This window comes from Rhodoferax sp. (assembly GCF_018780565.1).
In the GTDB taxonomy this organism is placed as follows: Bacteria; Pseudomonadota; Gammaproteobacteria; order Burkholderiales; family Burkholderiaceae_C; genus Rhodoferax.
Genome location: NZ_JADMJN010000008.1, coordinates 117,320 through 140,131 on the forward strand (window position 1 = coordinate 117,320; position 22,812 = coordinate 140,131).

At 62.4% G+C, this 22,812-nt stretch carries 22 protein-coding genes and 2 pseudogenes; 19 read left to right on the forward strand and 5 right to left on the reverse strand.

Annotation, left to right across the window (positions count from 1 at the left end; all coding sequences use genetic code 11):
* Positions 1-159: 159 nt before the first annotated feature.
* A pseudogene (locus IV109_RS12315) lies at positions 160-375 on the reverse strand (VOC family protein); the annotation flags it as partial.
* Positions 376-518: 143 nt separating this feature from the next.
* On the opposite strand from IV109_RS12315, the gene IV109_RS12320 reads away from it, so the two are divergent.
* The 8 genes and pseudogenes from IV109_RS12320 to IV109_RS12355 form a co-directional block, all read left to right on the forward strand.
* Positions 519-1,814 (forward strand): aminotransferase class I/II-fold pyridoxal phosphate-dependent enzyme, encoded by a 1,296-nt coding sequence (locus tag IV109_RS12320; RefSeq protein ID WP_296696811.1) that lies wholly within the window; start codon positions 519-521, stop codon positions 1,812-1,814.
* Positions 1,815-2,031: 217 nt separating this feature from the next.
* Complete coding sequence (locus IV109_RS12325; protein ID WP_296696813.1) at positions 2,032-2,619, forward strand: alpha/beta hydrolase; 588 nt, start codon at positions 2,032-2,034, stop codon at positions 2,617-2,619.
* Positions 2,616-3,617, forward strand: a complete 1,002-nt coding sequence (locus tag IV109_RS12330; protein WP_296696815.1) for a sulfate ABC transporter substrate-binding protein — start codon at positions 2,616-2,618, stop codon at positions 3,615-3,617. Before IV109_RS12325 ends, IV109_RS12330 begins: the two co-directional genes overlap by 4 nt.
* Positions 3,618-4,502, forward strand: a complete 885-nt coding sequence (gene cysT, locus IV109_RS12335; RefSeq protein ID WP_296696817.1) for a sulfate ABC transporter permease subunit CysT — start codon at positions 3,618-3,620, stop codon at positions 4,500-4,502. It begins immediately after the preceding gene.
* The gene (gene cysW, locus IV109_RS12340) at positions 4,499-5,407 is read left to right on the forward strand and encodes a sulfate ABC transporter permease subunit CysW (protein WP_296696819.1); all 909 of its coding nucleotides are present in this window, start codon (positions 4,499-4,501) and stop codon (positions 5,405-5,407) included. Before cysT ends, cysW begins: the two co-directional genes overlap by 4 nt.
* 28 nt (positions 5,408-5,435) lie before the next feature.
* Positions 5,436-6,545 (forward strand): sulfate ABC transporter ATP-binding protein, encoded by a 1,110-nt coding sequence (locus IV109_RS12345; RefSeq protein WP_296696821.1) that lies wholly within the window; start codon positions 5,436-5,438, stop codon positions 6,543-6,545.
* A gap of 37 nt (positions 6,546-6,582) precedes the next feature.
* Positions 6,583-7,110 carry a hemerythrin domain-containing protein gene (locus tag IV109_RS12350; RefSeq protein ID WP_296696823.1) on the forward strand — a complete coding sequence of 176 codons (528 nt, stop codon included), beginning with the start codon at positions 6,583-6,585 and terminating at the stop codon, positions 7,108-7,110.
* Positions 7,111-7,174: 64 nt separating this feature from the next.
* Positions 7,175-7,249, forward strand: a pseudogene (locus IV109_RS12355) (CDP-diacylglycerol--serine O-phosphatidyltransferase); the annotation flags it as partial.
* Between the two features lie 20 nt (positions 7,250-7,269).
* Here IV109_RS12355 and IV109_RS12360 read toward each other — a convergent pair.
* Entirely contained in the window at positions 7,270-9,336 is a 2,067-nt protein-coding gene (locus tag IV109_RS12360; RefSeq protein WP_296696825.1) for an acetoacetate--CoA ligase, read from the reverse strand.
* A gap of 108 nt (positions 9,337-9,444) precedes the next feature.
* On the opposite strand from IV109_RS12360, the gene IV109_RS12365 reads away from it, so the two are divergent.
* On the forward strand, positions 9,445-9,867 hold the full coding sequence (locus IV109_RS12365; RefSeq protein ID WP_296696827.1) for a hotdog fold thioesterase: 423 nt from the start codon (positions 9,445-9,447) through the stop codon (positions 9,865-9,867).
* An 18-nt stretch (positions 9,868-9,885) separates the two neighbouring features.
* Here IV109_RS12365 and IV109_RS12370 read toward each other — a convergent pair whose 3' ends face one another.
* Both IV109_RS12370 and IV109_RS12375 read right to left on the reverse strand, forming a co-directional pair.
* Positions 9,886-10,464: a cob(I)yrinic acid a,c-diamide adenosyltransferase gene (locus IV109_RS12370; protein ID WP_296696828.1), complete on the reverse strand. Its 579-nt coding sequence runs from the start codon at positions 10,462-10,464 to the stop codon at positions 9,886-9,888.
* 61 nt (positions 10,465-10,525) lie between these two features.
* Positions 10,526-11,206, reverse strand: coding sequence for a hypothetical protein (locus IV109_RS12375; protein WP_296696830.1), 681 nt, complete (start codon positions 11,204-11,206; stop codon positions 10,526-10,528).
* A gap of 282 nt (positions 11,207-11,488) precedes the next feature.
* Between IV109_RS12375 and IV109_RS12380 the strand changes: the two genes are divergently transcribed.
* The 10 genes from IV109_RS12380 (at position 11,489) to IV109_RS12425 (ending at position 21,927) form a co-directional block, all read left to right on the forward strand.
* Positions 11,489-12,289, forward strand: a complete 801-nt coding sequence (locus tag IV109_RS12380) for a LytTR family DNA-binding domain-containing protein (RefSeq protein ID WP_296696833.1) — start codon at positions 11,489-11,491, stop codon at positions 12,287-12,289.
* Positions 12,290-12,464: 175 nt separating this feature from the next.
* Positions 12,465-13,328 (forward strand): xanthine dehydrogenase family protein subunit M, encoded by an 864-nt coding sequence (locus tag IV109_RS12385; RefSeq protein ID WP_296696834.1) that lies wholly within the window; start codon positions 12,465-12,467, stop codon positions 13,326-13,328.
* Positions 13,329-13,358: 30 nt separating this feature from the next.
* Positions 13,359-13,859, forward strand: a complete 501-nt coding sequence (locus IV109_RS12390; RefSeq protein ID WP_296696836.1) for a (2Fe-2S)-binding protein — start codon at positions 13,359-13,361, stop codon at positions 13,857-13,859.
* 25 nt (positions 13,860-13,884) lie between these two features.
* Positions 13,885-16,287: an aerobic carbon-monoxide dehydrogenase large subunit gene (locus IV109_RS12395; RefSeq protein ID WP_296696839.1), complete on the forward strand. Its 2,403-nt coding sequence runs from the start codon at positions 13,885-13,887 to the stop codon at positions 16,285-16,287.
* A 20-nt stretch (positions 16,288-16,307) separates the two neighbouring features.
* Positions 16,308-16,907: an SRPBCC family protein gene (locus tag IV109_RS12400; protein WP_296696841.1), complete on the forward strand. Its 600-nt coding sequence runs from the start codon at positions 16,308-16,310 to the stop codon at positions 16,905-16,907.
* Positions 16,908-16,919: 12 nt separating this feature from the next.
* Complete coding sequence (locus tag IV109_RS12405; protein WP_296696843.1) at positions 16,920-17,852, forward strand: MoxR family ATPase; 933 nt, start codon at positions 16,920-16,922, stop codon at positions 17,850-17,852.
* Between the two features lie 10 nt (positions 17,853-17,862).
* Positions 17,863-19,035 (forward strand): VWA domain-containing protein, encoded by a 1,173-nt coding sequence (locus IV109_RS12410; RefSeq protein WP_296696845.1) that lies wholly within the window; start codon positions 17,863-17,865, stop codon positions 19,033-19,035.
* Between the two features lie 40 nt (positions 19,036-19,075).
* Positions 19,076-19,750 carry a nucleotidyltransferase family protein gene (locus IV109_RS12415; RefSeq protein ID WP_296696847.1) on the forward strand — a complete coding sequence of 225 codons (675 nt, stop codon included), beginning with the start codon at positions 19,076-19,078 and terminating at the stop codon, positions 19,748-19,750.
* Positions 19,747-20,445, forward strand: coding sequence for a TIGR02466 family protein (locus IV109_RS12420; protein WP_296696849.1), 699 nt, complete (start codon positions 19,747-19,749; stop codon positions 20,443-20,445). The genes IV109_RS12415 and IV109_RS12420 overlap by 4 nt, the downstream gene beginning before the upstream one ends.
* A 57-nt stretch (positions 20,446-20,502) precedes the next feature.
* Positions 20,503-21,927 (forward strand): FAD-linked oxidase C-terminal domain-containing protein, encoded by a 1,425-nt coding sequence (locus tag IV109_RS12425; RefSeq protein ID WP_296696851.1) that lies wholly within the window; start codon positions 20,503-20,505, stop codon positions 21,925-21,927.
* 4 nt (positions 21,928-21,931) lie between these two features.
* On the opposite strand, the gene IV109_RS12430 is transcribed toward IV109_RS12425, so the two are convergent.
* Complete coding sequence (locus tag IV109_RS12430; RefSeq protein ID WP_296696853.1) at positions 21,932-22,807, reverse strand: crotonase/enoyl-CoA hydratase family protein; 876 nt, start codon at positions 22,805-22,807, stop codon at positions 21,932-21,934.
* Positions 22,808-22,812: the final 5 nt, after the last annotated feature.

Here is a 22,812-nt window from a genome sequence, read left to right on the forward strand (position 1 = left end):
ATTTCCTGCCCGCTCAAGGCGAAAGCCCTTGCCTTTGGAAATGGTTACGGTCTTCACACCATCGACACCAGGGCATCAGTGAATGTCATATTGCAAAGTCATTCAAAAGGCGCGGGAGCTTGAAACTAACACAGTCCATCAGCCACGTCGAGCCGCTTCGATTGCAGCCGTCAGGGCGCGTGGCGTGATCTGCCACGACAGTCCCCATTGGTCCTTGCACCAGCCACAGGCGCTTTCCTGTCCGCCGTTGCCAACAATCGCACTCCACAACCGGTCTGTTTCAGCCTGGTCGTCGGTCGCTATCTGGAACGAGAAGGCCTCGTTGTGCTTGAATACCGGCCCCCCGTTCAGGCCGAGGCAAGGGATGCCCATCAGCATGAACGCAGCCGCCGGCTACATCGGGTTGTTTATATGTCTTGGTAATTAGAAGCCTACAAAACAGTAGTTCCGGTTTTGACGTCGCACTTCCAGAATTGTGTTCATCGCACTTTCGCGTTGCCTTCATTCTGGAGTTGCCCATGTCCACCACCTGGAAATTTGAAACCCTGTCCGTCCACGCCGGCTACTCGCCCGACCCCACCACCAAGGCGGTGGCGGTGCCGATCTACCAGACCGCTGCCTACGCCTTTGACAGCGCCCAGCACGGCGCCGACCTGTTCGACCTGAAGGTGCCGGGCAACATCTACACCCGCATCATGAACCCCACGCAAGACGTGCTCGAGCAGCGCGTGGCGGCGCTGGAAGGCGGCCTTGCCGCGCTGGCGCTGGCCTCCGGCCAGGCGGCGGTGACCTATGCCATCCAGACCATTGCCGAGGCCGGTGACAACATCATCGCCAGCACCGCGCTGTACGGCGGCACCTACAACCTGTTTGCCCACACGCTGCCGCAGTTCGGCATCACCACGCGCTTTGCCGACGCCCGCAATCTGGCGAGTTTTGAGGGCCTGTTTGACGATAGAACGAAGGCGGTGTTCATCGAGTCGCTGAGCAACCCGCAGGGCGCGGTGGCTGACATCGCGGCGATTGCGGCAATAGCCCACCGCCACGGCGTGCCATTGATCGTCGACAACACGGTGGCCACGCCCTACCTGTTGCGCCCGTTCGAACACGGGGCCGACATCGTGGTGCATTCACTCACCAAATACCTCGGCGGTCACGGCACCAGCATTGGCGGCGCGATTGTCGACAGCGGCAAGTTCCCGTGGGCCGAACACAAGGCCAAGTTCAAGCGTCTGAACGAGCCCGACCCCAGCTACCACGGTGTGATCTACACCGAAGCCTTAGGGCCAGCCGCCTACATTGGCCGCGCGCGCGTGGTGCCACTGCGCAATACCGGTGCTGCCATTTCCCCGTTCAATGCGTTTTTGATTTTGCAGGGCATTGAAACCCTGGCGCTGCGCGTGGAGCGCATCAACGACAACACGCTCAAGGTCGCGCAGTTTCTGCAACAGCACGACAAGGTGGCGTGGGTGAACTACGCGGCCCTGCCCAGCCACCCGGACCACGCGCTTGCTAAAAAGTACTTAGGCGGCAAGGCCTCGGGCCTGTTGACCTTTGGCGTGAAGGCGGCAAAGGGTGAGGGCCTGGCAGCAGGCGCGCGCTTCCTGGATGCGCTGAACCTGTTTACCCGGCTGGTCAACATTGGCGATGCCAAATCCCTGGCCACGCATCCGGCCTCCACCACGCACCGCCAGTTGGCCCCCGACGAACTGGCCAAAGCCGGTGTGAGCGAAGACGCCGTGCGACTGTCGGTGGGCATTGAGCACATTGACGACCTGCTGGCGGACCTGACGCAGGCACTGGCCGCCGTCTGAACTTTTTTCAAGAAATCTGCAATGAAACCAAACTTTCAATCGGCGCTGCTCGGGCTGGCAGCCCTGGCCGCAACGAGTATGCCGGCTCAGGCGCAGGTTTCTATATTGCAGATACTAAAGATCAAATTACATATATGCAAATCAATAATAAGTAGTTTGAGATCTAAGCAATGCCGCCCAGAATCCGCTCAAACACCAACCTGGAAAACACATCATCATGGCCCGCATCATCATCGTTCCTGGCTGGCGGGACTCCGGTCCCGGCCACTGGCAAAGCTTGTGGGCCGACCAGCTGCCGGGCACGCTGCGGGTGCAACAAGACGACTGGATCACACCCTCGCGCAGCGCCTGGCTGGCGTCCGTCACCCGGACCATCCTGGCGCAGCCGGGTCCGGTGGTCATGGTCGCCCACAGCCTGGGCTGCATCGCCGTCACGCATTTGGAGGCTGAAGCGACGCAGCGCATCCAGGGCGCGCTGCTGGTAGCCCCGGCTGACCCCGAACGCCGCGCCGTACTGGCCGACTTTGCCCCGGCACCCTACCAGGCACTGCCCTACCGCAGCATCATCGTGGCCAGCAGCAACGACCCCTACTGCCCGGTGCGCACCGCAGGCGCCTACGCACGCGCCTGGGGGTCCGAGTTTGTGCGGCTGCAAAAAGCCGGGCACATCAATGTCGAGGCCGGCTTCGGCCCCTGGCCACTGGGCCTGGCATTGCTGCAGTCCCTGACAGGCGAAAGCTACACACCGATCATCCCCGCCCCTTCCATCTCCTCCCCTTCCAACGATTTACTGGAATCCGCATGAAATTCAAGCAAATAGCAACCCTTGCCCTGGTCGGCATTGCACTGGCTGCTCCTAATTTTGTAGCAGCTCAAACTACCCTGCTGAATGCCTCCTACGACGTCGCGCGTGAGTTCTACAAGGACTACAACCTCGCCTTCGTGGCGCACTATAAAAAAGCCACCGGCAAGGACGTCAAGATCGACCAGGCCCATGGCGGCTCCAGCGCACAGGCGCGTGCGGTGAACGATGGTCTGGACGCCGACGTGGTCACCATGAACACCACCACCGACATCGAGTTTCTGGCCAGCAGCGGCATCGTTGCCAAAGACTGGGCCAAGCGCTTCCCCGGCAATGCATCGCCCACCACCTCCACCATGCTGTTCCTCACGCGCAATGGCAACCCGAAGAACATCAAGGACTGGGATGATCTGGTCAAACCCGGCGTGCAGGTGATTGTGGTCAACCCCAAGACGGGCGGCAACGGGCGCATGGCCTACCTGGCCGCCTGGGGTTCGGTGCGCAAAAAGGGGGGCACTGACGCGCAGGCGGCTGAGTTCGTGGGAAAGCTCTACAAAAATGTGCCGGTGCTGGCCAAGGGCGGGCGCGATGCCACCACCATCTTCCTGCAACGCAACATTGGTGATGTTCTGATCACCTTCGAGTCGGAAGTCGTATCGGTGGATCGCGAGTTTGGTGCCGGCAAGGTCGATGCGGTGCACCCTTCCAGCAGCATCGTGGCCGAGAACCCGGTGGCCGTGGTGGAGCGAACCGTGGCGAAAAAAGGGACGGGCGAGTTGGCCAAGGCCTACCTCGACTACCTGTACTCGGATGAAGCGCAGGAGATTGCCGCCAAACATGCCCTGCGCCCGCGCTCGGCCAGCATTCTGAAAAAACATGCAGCCACCTTCAAACCCATTCAGCTGTTCACCGTGAATGAATACTTTGGCTCGCTCGCCGAAGCGCAGAAAGCTCACTTCAATGACGGCGGTCAGTTCGACAAGCTCTACACGGTCAAGTAAATGACAGCCTCCCTTGTTTCAACGCCGCAGCTGGCGGCAGGCGCCTCTGTGCGCAAACGACCCACGCGCCGCGTGCTGCCCGGCTTCAATCTGACACTGGGCTACACGATGCTGTACCTGAGCCTGATTGTGTTGATCCCGCTCTCGGCACTGGTGTTCAAGACCTTCACCCTGACCTGGGAGCAATTCTGGGCGGCGGTGGCCAGTCCGCGCGTCGTGGCCTCCTACCAGCTGACCTTTGGCGCCTCGCTGATCGCCGCTTTGGTCAACGTGGTGTTTGGCCTGCTGGTGGCCTGGGTGCTGGTGCGCTACACCTTTCCCGGCAAGAAAATCATCGATGCACTGGTGGACCTGCCCTTTGCGCTGCCCACGGCGGTGGCAGGCATTGCACTTACCGCCCTGCTGGCCGACAACGGCTGGGTGGGCCAGGTGCTCGCACCGTATGGCATCCAGCTCGCGTTCAACCGCAATGGCGTGGTGATTGCCCTGATTTTCATTGGCCTGCCTTTTGTGGTGCGCACCGTGCAGCCGGTGCTCGAAGACACCGAGAAAGAACTCGAAGAAGCCGCGACCTGCCTGGGTGCCACACGCTGGCAGACCTTTCGCTTCGTGATTTTCCCCGCCATTGCGCCAGCGTTGCTAACCGGCTTTGCCATGGCCTTTGCACGCGCCATCGGTGAATATGGCTCGGTGATCTTCATCGCAGGCAACATGCCCATGGTGTCGGAGATCACGCCATTGATCATCATTGGCAAGCTGGAGCAGTACGACTATGCCGGGGCCACGGCCGTCGCCGTGGTGATGCTGGGCTTCTCTTTCGTTCTTTTGCTGATCATCAACGCGTTGCAGGCCTGGCAGCGCCGCCGCTCGGGAGCCGCGACATGAGTACCCCCCAGAACCCGGTGAAGCCGGTTCCACGGCGTTCCGTGCGAAACAACACGACAGGCGAGCCGGCCTGGGTGAAGTGGACACTGATCACGATCGCGCTGGGCTTTATCTTCCTGTTTCTGCTGCTGCCGCTGGCCGCCGTCTTCACCGAGGCCTTGCGCAAAGGCGCAGGCGCCTACCTGGAGGCGCTGAAAGAACCCGATGCCTGGAGCGCCATTCGCCTCACACTCATCACGGCCGCCATTGCCGTGCCGCTGAACCTGGTGTTTGGTGTCGCGGCCGCCTGGGCCATCGCCAAGTACGAGTTCCGCGGCAAGGCTTTCCTGACCACGCTGGTGGACTTGCCGTTCTCGGTGTCACCGGTGGTGGCGGGCCTGATCTATGTGCTGCTGTTTGGCGCCCACGGCTGGTTTGGCCCGTGGCTGCAGGCGCACGACATCAAGATCATCTTTGCCGTGCCAGGCATCGTGCTGGCCACCATCTTCGTGACCTTTCCGTTTATTGCGCGTGAACTGATCCCGCTGATGCAGGCCCAAGGCACCGAAGAAGAACAAGCCGCGATGGTGCTGGGTGCCACGGGCTGGCAAACCTTCTGGCATGTGACGCTGCCCAACATCAAATGGGGCCTGGTCTATGGCGTGATTCTCTGCAATGCGCGCGCCATGGGCGAGTTTGGCGCGGTCTCGGTGGTGTCGGGCCACATCCGGGGCCAGACCAACACCATGCCCTTGCATGTGGAGATTTTGTACAACGAATACCAGTCCGTGGCAGCCTTTGCCGTGGCCTCGCTGCTGGCACTGCTGGCAGTGGTGACGCTGCTGATCAAGTCGGTCGTCGAATGGCAGTTCGAGCGCGAGCAAAAAGCCGCTGCCCAGTTGCCACCCGAGCGCCCCCTGGCCTGAAGAAAACCCCGCGAACCGAAGAAATACCATGAGCATAGAAATCCGCAATGTCAGCAAAGACTTTGGCACCTTCCACGCGCTGCGTGACGTGTCACTGGACATCAACTCCGGCGAGCTGGTGGCGCTGCTGGGGCCCTCGGGCTGTGGCAAGACCACGCTGCTGCGCATCATCGCGGGGCTGGAAACCGCCGATCAAGGCAGCATCCTTTTCAGCGGCGAGGACACCACCGAGGTGCATGTGCGCGAACGCAACGTGGGTTTTGTATTCCAGCACTACGCACTGTTTCGCCACATGAGCGTGTTCGACAACGTGGCTTTCGGCCTGCGCATGAAACCGCGCACATCCCGGCCCTCCGAGTCCGTCATCAAGCAAAAAGTGCACGAACTGCTGGGCCTGGTGCAGCTGGACTGGCTGGCCGATCGTTACCCGGCACAGCTCTCGGGCGGCCAGCGCCAGCGCATTGCCCTGGCGCGCGCACTGGCGGTGGAGCCCAAGGTGCTGCTGCTGGACGAGCCCTTTGGCGCGCTCGATGCCAAGGTGCGCAAGGAGCTGCGCCGCTGGTTGCGCCGCCTGCATGACGATCTGCATGTCACCAGCATCTTTGTGACGCACGACCAGGAAGAAGCGCTGGAAGTGGCCGACCGCGTGGTGTTGATGAACGCCGGTCAGGTGGAGCAGATTGGCTCGCCGCAAGAGGTGTGGGACCACCCGGCAAGCCCCTTCGTGTACGGCTTTCTGGGCGATGTGAACCTGTTCCATGGCCGGGCCCACGAAGGCGAAATGCTGATCGGCCACGACCAGAACACCCTGCGCCTGGTTACACCCGAGCACCAAGATGCGCAAGATGCCAAAGCCTTTGCCTATGTACGCCCGCACGACCTGGAGGTGCAGCGCTACACCCCCGGCGCCAGCGCGCCCGGAGCCGAAAGACCCCGGGGCATTGTTGCCAGACTGGTACGCGCCATTGTGGTGGGGCCGATTGCGCGACTGGAATTGCTGCCCGTTGACGTTCTGGCACCCGGCGACCAGGACATCATCGAGGCGCACATTCCGGCGCAGCAGTTCCATGCACTGGGCTTGCGCCCTGAAGAAGTCGTTATATTGACGCCGGTCAAAGCGCGCGTGTTTGTGGCGTAGCACACTGGACTGACCGCACCACTCAGCAGGAGGCCTCATGGGTACGACAAGCGACGCGCCAATCACCAACTTCTCCCAATGCCATGTTGGCATCCTGTCGCATCTGAAAGCCTTTGGCGGCCTGCCGGCCTTGCTGGCGCCCGCCGAGCAGGCGCGTCAGGTGGCCCAGGAGACGCTGAAGTTCTTCCGCGATGCGGTCTATGAGCATCACGCGGAAGAAGAACGCGAGCTGTTTCCGGCCGTGCTGGCCAGTGCGACCGAAGGGATCGAAATGGACCAAGTCAAGTTCATGGTGGAACGTCTGACCCGCGAACACCGGCAGGTGGAGGCCACCTGGACCCGGCTGGAGCCGCATCTGAAAAAAATCGCCAAAGGGCAGTCTGCCGATCTGGATACTGCTGCCGTGGCATCACTTGTGCGCGATTACAGCGCACACGCCGCCTTTGAAGAGGCCGAGTTCCTGCCGCTGTGCCAGACCATTCTCAGCCGCAACAGCAACCACATGGCCGCGCTGGGCCTGTCGCTTCACATGCGCCACGTGCCGCCGGTGGTCGCGCACATCTGAGGCAGCGGGCACCATGCCAAAGCCCTTCTCGATGATTCGGGAGTTCCACCTGGCCGGCTTGGTGTTGCATCCACAGGTCTTGCTGTTTGCCCTGTCTGGCTCGTTGATGGTGAGCCGCATCCGCTTTCCCAAACTCTGAACCGATTCACTAGCAGTCGTTCAGTGCACAAGGCGCGCCTTGGCCAGCGCCACATACCAGTCCAGACAGTCTGGATTGGCCATCGCCTCGCGGTTGACCACTTTCTCTATCGGCTGACCCAGCAGGAGCTTCTTGATCGGGAGTTCCTGCTTTTTGCCCGACAAGGTACGCGGGATCTCGGCCACCTGAAAAATCTCATTCGGAACAAAGCGCGGCGACAGTGCCGTCCTGATGGCGTCCACCAGCTTGGCGCGCATGGCATCGTCCAGCGTCACGCCTTCGCGCAGCACCACGAACAAGGGCATGTAGCTTTCGCGCCCCAGGTATTCAAGGTCGACCACCATCGAGTCCAGCACCTCGGGCAGGGCCTCGACCGCGCTGTACAACTCGCTGGTGCCCATGCGCAGGCCATGGCGGTTGATGGTGGCATCGCTGCGCCCGTAGATGATGCAGCCACCATGCTGCCCCACCTTGAGCCAGTCGCCGTGACGCCAGACATTGGGGTAGGTATCGAAGTAGCTCGACAAATAGCGCTTGTTGCCCTCGTCACCCCAAAAATACAGGGGCATGCTGGGAATGGGCTGACTGCAGACCAACTCGCCCACTTCGTCCACCACCGGCTGGCCCTGCTCGTTCCAGGCTTCCACCGCGCAGCCCATCAAACGGCACTGCATTTCGCCAGCCACCTGGGGCAGTTCGCGATGACCGCCGATGAAGGCTCCAGCGAAATCAGTGCCGCCGGAAATATTGCACCACCAGATATCCCGCTGCGCCTCAGAGCCCGCCAGGCGCGCGAACTGCTGCGTACCCCAGGCCTGCGCCTCGGCACTCAAGGGTGAGCCCGTGGTGCCCAGCGCCCGTACGCTGGACAAATCGCCACAGGTGCGCAAATCAACATTGGCCTTCAGGCAGTTGGCAAAGAAGGCCGCGCCTGCGCCAAAGAATGTGACGCCCATATCGGCCGCAAAGCGCCACAGCGTGGTCCAGTCAGGGGCCACCTTGTTGCCGGCGGCATCCACCGTGCTGCCGCCCGGGTTACCGTCAAAAATGCAGCAGGTGGTGCCGCTGAGCAGGCCGCTGATCTGCGCGTTCCACATCACCCAGCCGGTAGAGCTGTACCAGTGGTAGCGCTCGCCGAACGAGTTGGGGTCGTAGCTGCAGCCGATGTCGTTGTGCAGTCCCTTGAGCGCCAGTGCCACGATGACGGTGCCGCCATGGCCATGCACGATGGGCTTGGGCAGACCGGTGGTGCCACTCGAATAGACAATCCACAAAGGGTGATCAAACGGCAGCCAGAGCGGCTCAAACGCTGCTGTTTCGGCATCATTTCGGGCTGTAGCCTTCGTATAATCCGCACAGTTAGCTATTTTTTGTATAGCACTTGTATCCAGGCCCAAATTGCTTTGCACAATCACGTGTCGCACCGAAGGCAAGGCCGCGCACAACTCGGCCACCACCGCAACGCGATCAAAATCGCGCCCGCCGTAGGTCACGCCATCGCAGGCAATCAGTACCTTGGGCTCGATTTGCCGGAAGCGGTCCAGCACGGAATTGGTACCCATGTCAGGCGCGCAGATGCTCCAGACACCGCCGATGCTGACCGTCGCCAGAAACGCCACTGCCGCCTCGGGAATATTGGGCAGGTAAGCGGCCACCCGGTCGCCGGGCTGCACGCCCTGGGCCTTGAGGTGCAGGGCCAGCGAGGCCACCTGGCGCCGCAGTTCAGGCCATGTCAGTTCACGGTGCGTACCACCGGCCAGGCTCTTTTCGTTGTGGCTGAGAATGGCGGAAAACCCTGCGCCATGGGCCGCATCGACATGCCGCAGCACCTGTTGCGCATAGTTGACCTGCGCGCCGGCAAACCAGTTGGCGCCAGGCATCTTGCGGGCGTCCAGCACCGCCGTGTGCGGGGTGGGCGACTGCAATTCAAAGTAATCCCAGATGCTTTGCCAAAAATCCTCCAGCTCGGTCACCGACCACCGCCACATGGCGTCATAGGACTCAAAGGTCAGACCACGTTGTGTTTGCAACCAGTTTTGATAGAGACGAATCTGCGGGACGTAGGGGGGCGTTTGTGGTTTGGTCATGCGCCAAGGGTAGCGCGGATTAACCCGGTTTATCAATCGCCTGTGTGTCAGGGTTTGCACTGATACCTGTTTATAGTCGTGGCAACTTATCAACCCGAGGCCCCTGCAATGCGTATCTGGCAAAAACCCATCTCCCTGGACATCCTGACAGCCGGGCAACTTGACACAGCCGTGACCCAACTGGGCATCGAGTTTCTGGAGGTAGGCGACGACTTTCTGCGCGCCCGCGTGCCGGTGGACAAGCGCACCATCCAGCCCTATGGCCTGCTGCATGGCGGGGTGAGCGTGGTGCTGGCAGAAACCCTGGGCTCCTGCGGTGCCGCCTTTTCCTGCCCCGAGGGCTACCGGGCCGTGGGGCTGGATATCAATGCCAACCACCTCAAGGGGACGACCAGCGGTTGGGTCACGGGCATCACCCGTCCGATCCACAGGGGCCGCACCACGCACGTCTGGCAGATCGACCTGCAAAACGATGCCGGTGAACTGACCTGCGTGTCGCGCATCACGATGGCGATACTGGCCCCGCGCTGAGACCGCTCTCTTCCCTTTTTATTCTGTAGCGGCCTGGGCCAGTCGCTCACTTTTCCAGTAAACGTCGTCGCCCGCTGTGCCATCGGTGCGGTGGCGATTGAGTACGCGGGCCAGCACGAACATCAGATCACTCAGGCGGTTCAGGTACTGGCGCGGCGTATCCTTCAGGGCCTCCTGGCCTTCCAGTGCCACCACCGCGCGCTCGGCGCGGCGCGCCACGGTGCGACACACATGGGCCAGCGAAGCGGCACGGGTGCCGGCTGGCAGGATGAATTCCTGCAACCGTGGCAAGTGTTCATTGTGCTGCGCCAGCGCGGCGTCCAGCGCCAGCACCGCTTCGGGTTTGAGCAGCTCAAAGCCCGGTATGGACAACTCACCGCCCAGGTTGAAAAGCTGGTGCTGGATTTCCACCAGCAACTGGCGCACACCCTGCGGCATGTCTTCGCACAGCAGCACGCCAATGTTCGAATTCAGCTCGTCCACATCGCCCATGGCGTGCACGCGCAAGCTGTTTTTGGAGACACGGGTGTTGTCCCCCAAGCCGGTGGTGCCGTTGTCGCCCGTGCGGGTGGCGATTTGTGTCAAACGTTGTCCCATGAAGAAGCTCCTTTGTCGCAACTATTGTCACGCCATTCAGGAACGCCGCGTCGGATACTTTTTAAATGTGCTTGCCATTGCGCAGGGCAAAGAAGCCCCGGTACAGGGCCACGCTCACGACCATGCCCCAGGTCATGCCGGCAAACATGCCGCCCAGCATGCCCGGCAAGGTACTGATGCCTGCGCCAACCTGCCAGCGCGACAGCCACAAGGCACCGGCCGTCATGCCGACCAGCATCCAGCTGGAGCACATCAGGTTCTGCGCGAAGAGCGAGCACAGGTAGCGCCCGCAATGGGGCCGCAGCAGCCGCAGGCTGGGTATGGCCAGCAGCCCGCCTGCCAGCATGCCTGCATGCATGCCGGGTAAAAAATCGAGATGAAGTTGCAGGCTGTCCATGAAACTCAGCGCCGCAGACTGCGCACACAGGCTGTCCAGCCGGGCGGGGCCTGCGTCATGGAGGTCGTACAACAAACCCAGCAGCATGCCGCCGAACCCCAGCGACAGCATGACATGCGGCGGCGACAGGCCAGCGCGCTGGGGGCGTACCCAAGCCAGGGCAGCACAGCCGGCAGCCACCGCAGTCAGTGTCAAAAAGATCACGGCCATGGGGTGACCCCGGGCGCCAACCCCTCCCGATGGCCCAACCGCCCACAGCGTCAAGCCCACCAGGAGCACCAGCACCGCAGGCACCAGGGCGGCTGAACCGATGCCGCGGGCCAGCCAGCGAGGAGGGGTATTCATGGAAATCGTTCTGTTCACAATATTCAAATGAAAAGCTGATCCGTTAGGGCAAACCCCATGTTCACCTGGACCTTGCGCCCGCAAAATTCGGCGGCCCATGCACAAAAGCCAGGTGGCTTGCTTTTTCTCATGAACCAAGCGGTTCAGGCATGCGACTCTAGCGGCGGGTTCTTCGGGTGGTGCGACGCATGAACGAAGCGCGCCTGCAATGCATGAGCGTCCGTTTGCCGGCACGAAGTCGACGACAAACCTGTGGCACTCAACCTCACGAGTATTTTTTTGATGAAAACTTGTCCTGTCAGTTCCCCGTCCGCCCCGCCTTCAAGTTCATGGCTTTATTTGCTGGAGCGATTTGATGTCGGCGTCGTTCATCTGGACATGGAACTGCGGGTGATGGGGATGAACGACTATGCGCGGCGCAGCCTGCCGCTGCAGGACAAGATGCCCTTTGGCAAGATCGTGACCTCGTTCCATCCGGAAGCGGCACAGACCAAAGTCAAGTTCCTGCTGGGACAGGCCGAGTGCCCGGTGAACAACGCACCACCCATGGCCATGATGATCAATATTCCGGATCGGATGTTGTTGATCAAAGTCTCGAAAATCGGCGATGCGCAGGGCGCAACCACCGGGTATACCCTCGTTTTTTATGACATCACCGAGGTGGTGAGCCATGAGGCGGAAGGTGGCACGACGGCGCGTGGCGCACGCGAGGGCGGCGACAAACGGCAACTGCGCAAGATCCCCACCATCAAGCAAAACCGGGTGCTGCTGGTGGATGTGCCCAGTGTCTCCTTCATCCGCTCGGAGGGGCATTACACCTGGGTTCATACCGGACAGGGCAGCCAGTTCTGCAACCTCAATATTGGGGACCTGGAGAGCCGGCTCGATCCGCAGCTGTTCCTGCGGGTGCACCGCAGCTACATCGTCAACCTGTCCCATGTCGATGAGATCGTGCGCAACGACGGCCGCATGACGCTGCGCATGATGGGATCGGCGCCGGTGGAGATTCCGGTGTCACGCGCCAGCGCTCCCGTCTTGATGGAACAACTCGGGCTGGGCGACAGCGCTTCGGTCAAATCCTGAGCCTCTTTCGCGGCGGGTCTGACGCTTATGAATGCGCTGCCCGCGCTGATCGTTCGTGCAATGCTATTGCCATTCGTGCAACGTGAACGACCGTTGATTGCTTAGCTTCCCCCGCCGGATTGGCTGACGTTAGAGTCGCGCTCCTAAAGGTCAATAAGGCCGTACAGGAGACAAAGTGATTCCACCCTCATTTGCGTACCATGCGCCCCGCTCCATTGGCGAGGCTCTTACATTGCTGACCGAGCTGGGCGACGACGCCAAGTTGCTGGCTGGCGGCCACAGCCTGCTGCCCATGATGAAGCTGCGCTTTGCACAGCCGGGCGCGTTGATCGACATCAACCGCATTCCCGAACTGCACGGCATCCGAGAGGAAGGCGGCCTGATCCGCATCGGCGCCATGACCAGCGAAAACGATTTGATCAAATCCAGCCTTTTGCAGACAAGCCTGCCTTTGCTGCCGCAAGCCGCCCTGCTCATCGCCGATCCACAGGTGCGCAACCGCGGCACCATCGGCGGTGACATTGCCCACGGCGATCCCGGCAACGACCATCCAGCCATCGCCATGGCGCTGGACGCCACTTTTGTGCTGCAGGGCCCCAGCGGGGAACGCAAGGTCAAGGCTGTAGATTTCTTCCACGGCACCTACATGACCGCGCTGGCCGAGAACGAGATCCTCACCGCCATTCTGGTGGCGCCCTTCCAGGCCGGAACCGGTTATGCCTACCAGAAGCTCAAGCGCAAAACCGGCGACTGGGCGACCGCCGGCGCCGCCGTGGTGCTGCGCATGGCCGGTGGCTCGGTAACGCAGGTCAGCATCGGACTGACCAATGTGGCCTCGACCGCACTGCGCGCCAGCGCGGCAGAGGCGGCACTGCTGGGCAAGCCCTTGAACGACACCACGCTGGAGGCAGCGGCGCAGGCGGTGCGTGCGGTGTGCGAACCCGCGGAAGACCTGCGTGGCGACATTGAATACAAGACCGCCATGGCCGGCGAGATGGTCAAGCGGGCGATTCGTGCCGCGGCCGCCCTTTGCCACTGAAACCAGACAAGAACGACAAGGAGACTTTCGATGAGCAAGACATTAGTTTCAATGACCCTGAACGGCCGCAAGGTGGAAGAGGCGGTCGAGCCGCGCACGCTGCTGGTGCACTTTCTGCGCGAAAAAATGAGCCTGACCGGTGCCCACATCGGCTGTGAGACCAGCCACTGCGGCGCCTGTACCGTGGACATCGACGGCCAGTCCGTGAAGTCCTGCACCCACCTGGCCGTGCAGTGCGAGGGCAGCGACGTCAAGACCGTCGAAGGCCTGGCGTCCTTGTCAGGTCAGGCCGGCGTGCTGCATGCGGTGCAGGAGGGTTTTTACAAGGAGCACGGCCTGCAGTGCGGCTTCTGCACGCCCGGCATGCTGATGCGCGCCTACCGCTTCCTGCAGGACAACCCGACGCCCACGGAAGAGGAAGTGCGGGTTGGCATGGCGGGCAACCTGTGCCGCTGCACCGGCTACCAGAACATCGTCAAGGCCGTGCTGCATGCAGCACGCACATTGCAACAAAACAAGGTCGCCGCGTAAACGCGCGCCCACAAAGGAGACATGCATGAACGCACCCGCAAGTGAACGTGAAAAAGCCCTGATGGGCATGGGCGAGTCCCGCCTGCGCAAGGAAGATGCGCGCTTTATCCAGGGCAAGGGCAATTACGTCGATGACATCAAGCTGCCCGGCATGTTGCACATGGCCATTGTGCGTTCACCCGTGGCACACGCCCGCATCAAGCGCATCAACAAGGCCGAAGCGCTGAAGGTGCCGGGCGTTGTTGCCGTGCTCACCGCCGAAGACCTCAAACCTCTCAAACTGCACTGGATGCCCACCCTTGCGGGTGACGTGGCCGCCGTGCTGGCTGACGAAAAAGTGCACTTCCAGATGCAGGAAGTCGCCGTGGTGATTGCGGAAGACCGCTATGCAGCGGCCGATGGCGTGGCGGCGGTGGAAGTCGAATACGACGAGTTGCCCGTGGTCGTGGACCCGTTCGAGGCCCTCAAGCCGGGCGCACCCGTACTGCGCGAAGACCTGGCTGGCAAGACCGAAGGGGCGCATGGCAAGCGCTACCACCACAACCACATCTTCACCTGGGATGCGGGCGACAAGGATGCCACCGACGCCGCCTTTGCCAGTGCACCGGTCACCGTGAAGCAGGATATGCATTACCCCCGCGTGCACCCCTGCCCGCTGGAGACCTGCGGCGCGGTAGCGTCATTCGACCCGATCCGCGGCGAACTCACCACCTGGATCACCAGCCAGGCACCGCACGTGGTGCGCACCGTGGTGTCGATGCTGTCGGGCATTCCGGAGTCCAAGGTGCGCATCATCTCGCCCGACATCGGCGGCGGCTTTGGCAACAAGGTCGGCATCTACCCCGGCTATGTGTGCGCCATCGTGGCGTCCATCGTGCTGGGCAAGCCGGTCAAGTGGATTGAGGACCGGATCGAGAACCTCTCCAGCACGGCATTTGCGCGCGACTACCACATGACTGGCGAACTCGCCGCCACGGCGGACGGCAAGATCCTGGCCCTGCGCACCAATGTGATCGCGGATCACGGTGCCTTTGACGCCTGCGCAGATCCAACCAAGTTTCCGGCCGGCATGTTTCACATCGTCTCAGGCAGCTATGACATTCCCGCTGCCTATTGCCGCGTCGATGGCGTCTACACCAACAAGGCGCCAGGCGGCGTGGCTTACCGCTGTTCGTTCCGCGTGACCGAAGCGGTGTATCTGGTCGAACGCATGGTTGATGTGCTGGCACAAAAGCTGGGCATGGACAAGGCCGAGATCCGCGCCAAGAACTTCATCAAGCGCGAACAGTTTCCCTACACCTCGGCCTTTGGCTTCGAGTACGACTCGGGCGACTACCAGACCGCACTGGACAAGGTGCTCACGGCTGTCGACTACAAGGGCTTGCGTGCCGAGCAGGCCGCCAAGCGCGCGGACCCGAACTGCCCGACACTGATGGGCATCGGCCTGGTGACCTTCACCGAAGTGGTGGGGGCCGGTCCAAGCAAGATGTGCGACATCCTGGGCGTGGGCATGTTCGATTCGTGCGAGATCCGGGTGCATCCCACCGGCTCGGCCATCGCCCGCATGGGCACCATCTCGCAGGGACAGGGTCACCAGACCACCTACGCGCAAATCATCGCCACCGAGTTGGGCATTCCCAGCGAGGTGATCCAGGTCGAAGAAGGGGACACCCACACGGCGCCGTACGGACTGGGCACCTACGGCTCCCGCTCCACGCCGGTGGCGGGCGCTGCCATTGCCATGGCCGCGCGCAAGATCCACGCCAAGGCCAAGAAGATCGCCGCCCACCTGCTGGAGGTGAGCGAGGCCGACCTCGAATGGGAAATCGACCGCTTCAAGCTGCGCGGCAACGACGCCAAGTTCAAGACCATGAAGGACATCGCCTGGGCCGCCTACAACCAGCCGCCAGCCGGTCTGGAACCCGGCCTGGAGGCCGTGCACTACTACGACCCGCCGAACTTCACCTTCCCCTTCGGCATTTACCTGTGCGTGGTGGATATCGACAAGGGCACGGGTGAGACCAAGATCCGCCGCTTCTATGCGCTGGACGACTGCGGCACGCGCATCAACCCGATGATCATCGAAGGCCAGATTCATGGCGGTCTGACCGAAGGTTTTGCGGTGGCCATGGGGCAACTGCTGTCGTTCGACAAGCAGGGCAACATCCAGGGCAACTCGCTGATGGATTATTTCCTGCCGACCGCCGTGGAAACGCCGAAGTGGGAAACCGACTACACGGTAACGCCCTCCCCGCACCACCCGCTGGGAGCCAAGGGTGTGGCCGAGTCGCCGCACGTGGGCAGCATCCCGACCTTCACCAGTGCGATGGTCGATGCTTTTGCGCACCTGGGAGTGACCCATTTCAACATGCCCCACTCGGCCTACCGCGTGTGGCAGCAGCTTAAGAAAGTTGGCATCGCCAGCTAAGGCGTTCGCAGAAAGTATCCATGGAAGTTGTTCTCGATAAAAAGTACCCGGTGGCAGCCGGTCTGGATGCCGGCTGGTCCGTCCTGTCGAACATGCATGAACTCGCCACCTGCATGCCCGGCGCTCAGATCACCGAGCAGATTGACCCGACCCACTACATGGGCAGTGTCCGGGTCAAGGTCGGTCCGGCGGTCGCGGCCTTTGCCGGCACCATTGAAGTGCTGACGCTGGACCCGGTGACGCGCACCCTGAAGATGATGGGCAAGGGTGCCGACAAAAGCGGCTCCTCCGCCTCGATGGAGCTGACCGCCACCCTGGTCACAGCCGACAATGGCCACAGCACCCTGGAGGGCCATGCCGAAGTGATTGTCAACGGCAAGTTTGCCCAGTTTGGTGGGCGCATGATGACGTCGGTGTCCGACATGATTCTGGCGCAGTTTGCCGAGGTCTTTTCGCAAAAGGCGCAAGCCTTGCAAGGCGCTGCGGCCCCCGCTCCCGGTGCGGAGCCGGTGGCGGCTGCCGCTGCGCCCGTCGTGGCCAAGGAATTCAATGCGTTGGCCTTCATGTGGCTCATGATCCGCAAGTTCTTCGCAGACCTGTTTGGCCGGGGCAAGTCCTGAACCGCATTCACCATGTCGCCAAATGATTCGTTGAGCACGCCGCACGGACTGCGCGAGCGCCTTTTCAAGGCCGGCTACATCGCCGACGAAGACCTGGCCAGCCTGGTCTGGATGGGCCTGACGCTGGAGCGCCCGCTCTTGCTGGAAGGCGAGGCCGGTGTGGGCAAGACTGCCATTGCGGGCGCCTGCGCGCGGGCGCTGGGCCGACCCTTGTTGCGCCTGCAGTGCTATGAAGGGCTGGACCTGAGCCAGGCCGTTTACGAGTGGAACTACAGCCGCCAGTTGCTGGAGATCCGCCTGGCCGAAGCCGGACAAGGCGACCGCGCGGCGCTGCGCGACAATCTTTTTTCAGAAGCCTTCTTGCTGGAGCGGCCGCTGTTGCAGGCCATCCGTTCGCCACAGCCCTGCGTCCTGCTGATCGACGAGATCGACCGCGCTGACGAAGCCTTCGAGGCCTTCCTGCTGGAGATGCTGTCGGAGTACCAGGTCACCGTGCCCGAGATCGGCACGCTCACGGCGCGCAGCAAGCCGCTGGTGATTCTGACCAGCAACGGCACGCGTGATCTGTCGGATGCGCTGCGCCGGCGCTGCCTGTTTCACTATGTTGATTTTCCGACGCTGGCGCGCGAGACGCAGATTGTGCGAACGCTGGTGCCCGAGGCCGCCACCCGGCTGGTCGAGGAGGCCGTGGCTTTTGTTCAGCGCCTGCGCCGGGAAGACCTGGAAAAAGTCCCGGGCGTGGCGGAAACGCTGGACTGGGTGCGGGTGCTGTTCCACATGGGCCATGGCGAATTGCCGGTGGATCCGCAGTCGCTGGTGCCGACGCTCGCCGCCTTGCTCAAGACCCGCAGCGACCGCTGGCAGGTCACTGCCGAACGGGTGGGCAAGCTGATTGACGGGCCACGCATTGCGCAGGATGTGGGCGTGGCCGGCGCCATGAAATGAATGACCGACCATGAACGCCACCGATCCGCGCGCCATGGACCCGAGACAGCGTCTTGGTGAGTTCACCCACTATCTGCGTGAGCACGGCTTTGCGCTGGGCTACGCCGAGTTGGAGTTGATGGTGCGTGCGGCCGCTGCATTGCCGCTGCCCCAATGGCCCCGGGTGGCAGCCTTGTGGCGCGGCATCGCATCCGGTAGCCACAAGCAGTGGCTCAAGTACCCGGAATTGCATCAGGCTTTCTGGTTCCCCCAGCAGATCAGGGCATCGACCCGCAGTTCGGGGCTGACGCGGCGCGGCCGAACCCTGCCTGAGCTGGTGCAGCAGCTGCACGATGAACTGGGCAACTCGCCGCCGGGGCAAACCACGCCAACGCAGGGCATGGCCGAGCAGCAGGCCGAGGGCGACCTTGAGGCCAGCGAAGCCCCGCCGCGCGCCCAGGGGGGCGCCAGCCGCACCGACCCGCTCGACCAGCGTGATTTTGCCGACTGGATGCCCGCCGACATGGACCGTTTTGAGCCGCTGGTGGAAGCGCTCAAGCGCCGGCTGCGCTCGCAGTTGCTGCGCCGGCTGCAAAGCCACCGTGACAGTGGCGCGATTCATCTGCGACGCTCCTTGCGAGCGGCGCTGGCCACGGGCGGCGAACTGGTCAAGCTGCACCACGTTCGGCGCAAACGCCGCCAACCCCGCGTGGTGGTGCTGGTGGACGTGAGCCGGTCCATGGAAGTGCATGCACAGTTCTTCTTGCGGCTGACCCGGGCGTTCGTCGAAGTCATGGCAGCGCGGGCCTTTGTGTTTCATACCCGGCTGGCCGATGTCACGCCGCTTTTGAAACAGCGCAGCGAGCGGGTGCAGGAAAAAGTCAATGCCGTCACCTTCGGCTTTGGCGGCGGCACGCGCATTGCCAGCTGCCTGCACGAGGCGCTGCACCAGCATCTGGGACGGGCCCTGGGTCGGGGCGACCTGTTCATGGTGTTCAGCGATGGCTTTGATACCGATGAACCCGAGGCATTGGCAGCGGTTCTTGCGCAGGTGCGCGCCCGCGGTGCGCGCGTGTGCTGGTTGCACCCCACCGTCGAAGTGCCGCAGTCGGCGGCGATGGCACTGGCCGCGCGCCATGTCACGCGCTTCATGCCAGCGCACAATCTGGCCAGCCTGTCACGACTGCCTGAGCTGCTGGCCTGAACACTTTTCAACAACGCTTACAACTTCAGGAAACGCCATCATGGGATGCTTGCTTAAACAGGGGGGCGGTCTGTTCCCCCGCCTGCGAATTGGTGCGGTCGTGCTGGCCGCCGGCGAGGGCGCGCGCATGGGCGGCGTGGCCAAGTCACTGATCCGCCTGCAGGGCGTACCGCTCATCAATCGTCAACTGATTGCGCTCAGCGGCGCCGGTGTCGATGAAGTGGTGGTGGTCACCGGCCATGCACGCGAAGCGGTGGAATCGCAGGTGCAGAGTTTTCCGATCACGCTGGCCTACAACCCCGCCTACCGCGAGGGCCAGCAAGGCTCGGTGCGGGTCGGCCTGGCGGCACTCAGTGGCAACTTCGATGCGGTGTTCATTGTGCTGGCCGACCAGCCGCTGATCGGGACCGGGGATTTGACCGAGTTGATCGCCGCCTTCAAGAAGCGTCCCGGCGGCAACGTGGTGGTGCCGGTGGTCAATGGCCAGCGCGGCAACCCGATCCTGCTGGACGAAGTGGCCCGGGCGCAAATTCTGGCGAGTGACACCAATCTGGGCTGTCGCCACCTGATCGAGCGCCAACCCGAGCTGGTGCATGTGCATGAAACTGCCAACCTTCGGTTTGTGACCGATCTCGATACCGTGGAGGACGTGCAGCAGCTGGCACTGCGTACCGGCTGGAAGCTTGAACTCCCCGCCAGCGAGGCCACCGCTTGAATCCGGTCGCAACGCCGGGTACGCTGCAGCAACACTGGCCGGTGCCAATGGCCGTGCACCGCTTTGCACAGGCGCAGGAAGTCAACCCCTTGTTGGCCCAAGTTTTCAAGGCGCTGCGCGCGACCGATGCCACGGCGACACCCGGCAGCTTCTACGCCAGTGCCGATGATTTGCTCCAACGGGTGGACCTGCCTGAGTTCACGGCCTTGCTGCAATTCATCGCCGCGGCCTTGCAGACCACGGCCAGGCAGGCCAATGCCGGCGTGTGGCCGGCGGGGCGCCATGGCCTGCAGCTGGAGCTGATGGGGGTCTGGTTCCAGATCCAGAATGGTGCCGCGTTTCATGACATCCACACCCATGGCAATTGCTCCTGGTCCGGGGTCTACTACGTGCAGATTGACCCCATCGAGCAGCGCCACAGCCACCCTGAGTTCGGCGTGCTCAACGGCGCCACGCGCTTCTACAGCCCGATGTTTCCCTTGCTGGGCGGCGCCCACATCGACATGGGCAATGCTTATCTGCAGCAGGCCACGCTGGATGTCACCCCGCAGGAGGGAGACCTGGTGCTGTTCCCGGCCTTCCTGCCGCACAAGGCCATGCCCTACGCCGGTGAGCGTGACCGCGTCATCGTGTCCTTCAACGCGCAGATCCGCGCGCCGGGTGGTGACCAGCTCTTTCGCTACGCGGGCGCATGAGGTGTGGCCACCGGCCGGGCAGTTCGGGATAATGGGCACATTTCCTGGAGAACCCCAATGAACGCTCCCACCGCTCTGGACCACTTGGTGCCTGAAATCCACCAGCGTGAGGTTCCCCCCGCGCTGATTGACGGGCTGAAACAGCGCTTCAATGAGCGCTGCTCCACCGCGCTGGTGGTGCGCGAGCAGCACGGGCGCGACGAGTCGTCGTTCGACGTGCCACCACCCGCGGCGGTGGTATTTGCGGAAAGCACGCAGGACGTCGCTGACGCCGTGAAGCTGGCCGGCGACTATGGCGTGCCCGTGATTCCCTTTGGCGTGGGATCCTCGCTGGAAGGCCACCTGCTGGCCGTGCAAGGCGGCATCAGCATTGACGTCAGCCGCATGAACCGGGTGTTGTCCATCAACGCCGAAGACCTGATCGTGACCGTTCAGCCCGGCGTGACACGCAAGCAGCTCAACGAAGAAATCAAGTCCACCGGCCTGTTCTTCCCGATCGACCCCGGTGCCGACGCCACGATTGGCGGCATGGCCGCCACCCGCGCCAGCGGTACCAACGCGGTGCGCTACGGCACCATGCGCGAAAACGTGCTGGCGCTGGAGGTGGTGACGGCCAGCGGCGAGATCATCCGCACCGGCACCCGTGCCAAGAAAAGCAGCGCCGGCTATGACCTGACCCGCCTGATGGTGGGCAGCGAAGGCACGCTGGGGGTGATCACCGAGATCACCGTCAAGCTCTACCCGCTGCCCGAAGCCGTGATGGCGGCCACCTGCTCGTTTGCCAGCTTGAGCGATGCGGTCAACACCACCATCCAGATCATCCAGCTGGGCGTGCCGATTGCACGCTGCGAACTGCTGGACGCCAACACCATCCGGATCGTCAACAAACACTCGCAGCTGTCGCTGCGCGAAGGGGCGATGCTGCTGATGGAGTTTCACGGCTCGCCGGCCGGTGTGAAAGAACAGGTAGAAACGGTTCAGGCCATTGCCGGCGAGTTCGGCGGACAAACCTTTGAATGGGCCGAAACCGCCGAAGCGCGCACCCGCTTGTGGACGGCGCGACACAACGCTTACTTTGCGGGTGTTCAATCACGCCCTGGCTGCAAGGCGATTACCACCGACACCTGTGTGCCGATTTCGCACCTGGCAGACGCGATACTGGACTCCGTGACCGAGGCCCAGGAAGCCGGCCTGCCCTACTTCCTGGTGGGCCACGTAGGCGACGGCAACTTCCACATCGGCTACCTGATTGACCCCGACAAACCCGAGGAACGCGTGCTGGCCGAGCGGCTCAACACACAGCTGGTTCACCGCGCCCTGAAGCTGGGTGGCACCTGCACCGGCGAGCATGGTGTGGGCCTGCACAAGATGGAATTTCTGGTGGCAGAAACCGGTGCCGGTGCGGTGGACATGATGCGCACCATCAAACGCGCGCTGGACCCGAAGAACATCATGAACCCGGGCAAAATTTTCAGCCTCTGAAAGTCTACAGCTTCTTGAACGGCCGATCTTTCCACCAGGGAAAGACCTTGGGCATGTGCTGTGTCACCCGGTCCTTGAAGTTGGCTTTGCGTTTTTCAAGGAAGGCACTGATGCCTTCGCGCGCGTCATCGGAGGACCCAAGGGCCGCAATCGCTGCTGTATCCACTTCGTGCGCGTCTATCGGGTGCGGGGCGCTGAGCATGCGCCACATCATGTGTCGGGTCATGGCGATCGACACCGACGAAGAGTTGTCGATAAACTCCTGCGCCAGCGCACGTGCCGCGGGCAACAAGGCCTCGGGCTCGTGCAGGCTGCGCAGCAAGCCGGCCTGCAAGCCTTCCTCGGACTTGAACACGCGTCCGGCATAGCACCACTCCAGCGCCTTGCTGATGCCGACAATGCGCGGCAAAAACCACGACGAGCAGGCCTCCGGAATGATGCCGCGCGCAGCAAATACGAATCCAAGCTTGGCGTTGGGCACGGCAATGCGGATATCCATCGCCAGTGTCATGGTGATGCCCACACCGACCGCTGCGCCGTTGATGGCGGCAATCACTGGTTTGTTGAAATCGTAAATCCGGCGTGTCACCTGTCCACCGCCATCACCGACGTAGCGCTGCGTGGCTTCTTGCTCAGCCAGGTATTCGGAATGCTTGCCCCATGTGTCCCCGCCAAGCTCCAGATCGGCACCTGCGCAAAACGCACGGCCCGCACCGGTGACGATCACCACCTTGACGTTGTCATCGGCATCGGCCTGGTCAAATGCTGCGATGAGCTCGTCGCACATCTGGCCGGTAAAGGCATTCATGCGATCGGGGCGGTTGAGCGTGATCGTAAGGATGCGGCCCTCTACCTCGTAGCGCAGTTGTTCAAATTTCATGGGAG

What these genes read in the sequence shown, in the direction of transcription:
- IV109_RS12410 (WP_296696845.1), top strand. Translation starts at nt 17,863, where the DNA reads ATGAACGCCACCGATCCGCGCGCCATGGACCCGAGACAGCGTCTTGGT.
- IV109_RS12390 (WP_296696836.1), top strand. Translation starts at nt 13,359, where the DNA reads ATGAGCAAGACATTAGTTTCAATGACCCTGAACGGCCGCAAGGTGGAA.
- cysW (WP_296696819.1), top strand. Translation starts at nt 4,499, where the DNA reads ATGAGTACCCCCCAGAACCCGGTGAAGCCGGTTCCACGGCGTTCCGTG.
- IV109_RS12415 (WP_296696847.1), top strand. Translation starts at nt 19,076, where the DNA reads ATGGGATGCTTGCTTAAACAGGGGGGCGGTCTGTTCCCCCGCCTGCGA.
- IV109_RS12365 (WP_296696827.1), top strand. Translation starts at nt 9,445, where the DNA reads ATGCGTATCTGGCAAAAACCCATCTCCCTGGACATCCTGACAGCCGGG.
- IV109_RS12405 (WP_296696843.1), top strand. Translation starts at nt 16,920, where the DNA reads ATGTCGCCAAATGATTCGTTGAGCACGCCGCACGGACTGCGCGAGCGC.
- cysT (WP_296696817.1), top strand. Translation starts at nt 3,618, where the DNA reads ATGACAGCCTCCCTTGTTTCAACGCCGCAGCTGGCGGCAGGCGCCTCT.
- IV109_RS12350 (WP_296696823.1), top strand. Translation starts at nt 6,583, where the DNA reads ATGGGTACGACAAGCGACGCGCCAATCACCAACTTCTCCCAATGCCAT.
- IV109_RS12360 (WP_296696825.1), bottom strand. Translation starts at nt 9,336, where the DNA reads ATGACCAAACCACAAACGCCCCCCTACGTCCCGCAGATTCGTCTCTAT.
- IV109_RS12375 (WP_296696830.1), bottom strand. Translation starts at nt 11,206, where the DNA reads ATGAATACCCCTCCTCGCTGGCTGGCCCGCGGCATCGGTTCAGCCGCC.
- IV109_RS12380 (WP_296696833.1), top strand. Translation starts at nt 11,489, where the DNA reads ATGAAAACTTGTCCTGTCAGTTCCCCGTCCGCCCCGCCTTCAAGTTCA.
- IV109_RS12325 (WP_296696813.1), top strand. Translation starts at nt 2,032, where the DNA reads ATGGCCCGCATCATCATCGTTCCTGGCTGGCGGGACTCCGGTCCCGGC.
- IV109_RS12430 (WP_296696853.1), bottom strand. Translation starts at nt 22,807, where the DNA reads ATGAAATTTGAACAACTGCGCTACGAGGTAGAGGGCCGCATCCTTACG.
- IV109_RS12395 (WP_296696839.1), top strand. Translation starts at nt 13,885, where the DNA reads ATGAACGCACCCGCAAGTGAACGTGAAAAAGCCCTGATGGGCATGGGC.
- IV109_RS12345 (WP_296696821.1), top strand. Translation starts at nt 5,436, where the DNA reads ATGAGCATAGAAATCCGCAATGTCAGCAAAGACTTTGGCACCTTCCAC.
- IV109_RS12320 (WP_296696811.1), top strand. Translation starts at nt 519, where the DNA reads ATGTCCACCACCTGGAAATTTGAAACCCTGTCCGTCCACGCCGGCTAC.
- IV109_RS12425 (WP_296696851.1), top strand. Translation starts at nt 20,503, where the DNA reads ATGAACGCTCCCACCGCTCTGGACCACTTGGTGCCTGAAATCCACCAG.
- IV109_RS12370 (WP_296696828.1), bottom strand. Translation starts at nt 10,464, where the DNA reads ATGGGACAACGTTTGACACAAATCGCCACCCGCACGGGCGACAACGGC.
- IV109_RS12330 (WP_296696815.1), top strand. Translation starts at nt 2,616, where the DNA reads ATGAAATTCAAGCAAATAGCAACCCTTGCCCTGGTCGGCATTGCACTG.
- IV109_RS12400 (WP_296696841.1), top strand. Translation starts at nt 16,308, where the DNA reads ATGGAAGTTGTTCTCGATAAAAAGTACCCGGTGGCAGCCGGTCTGGAT.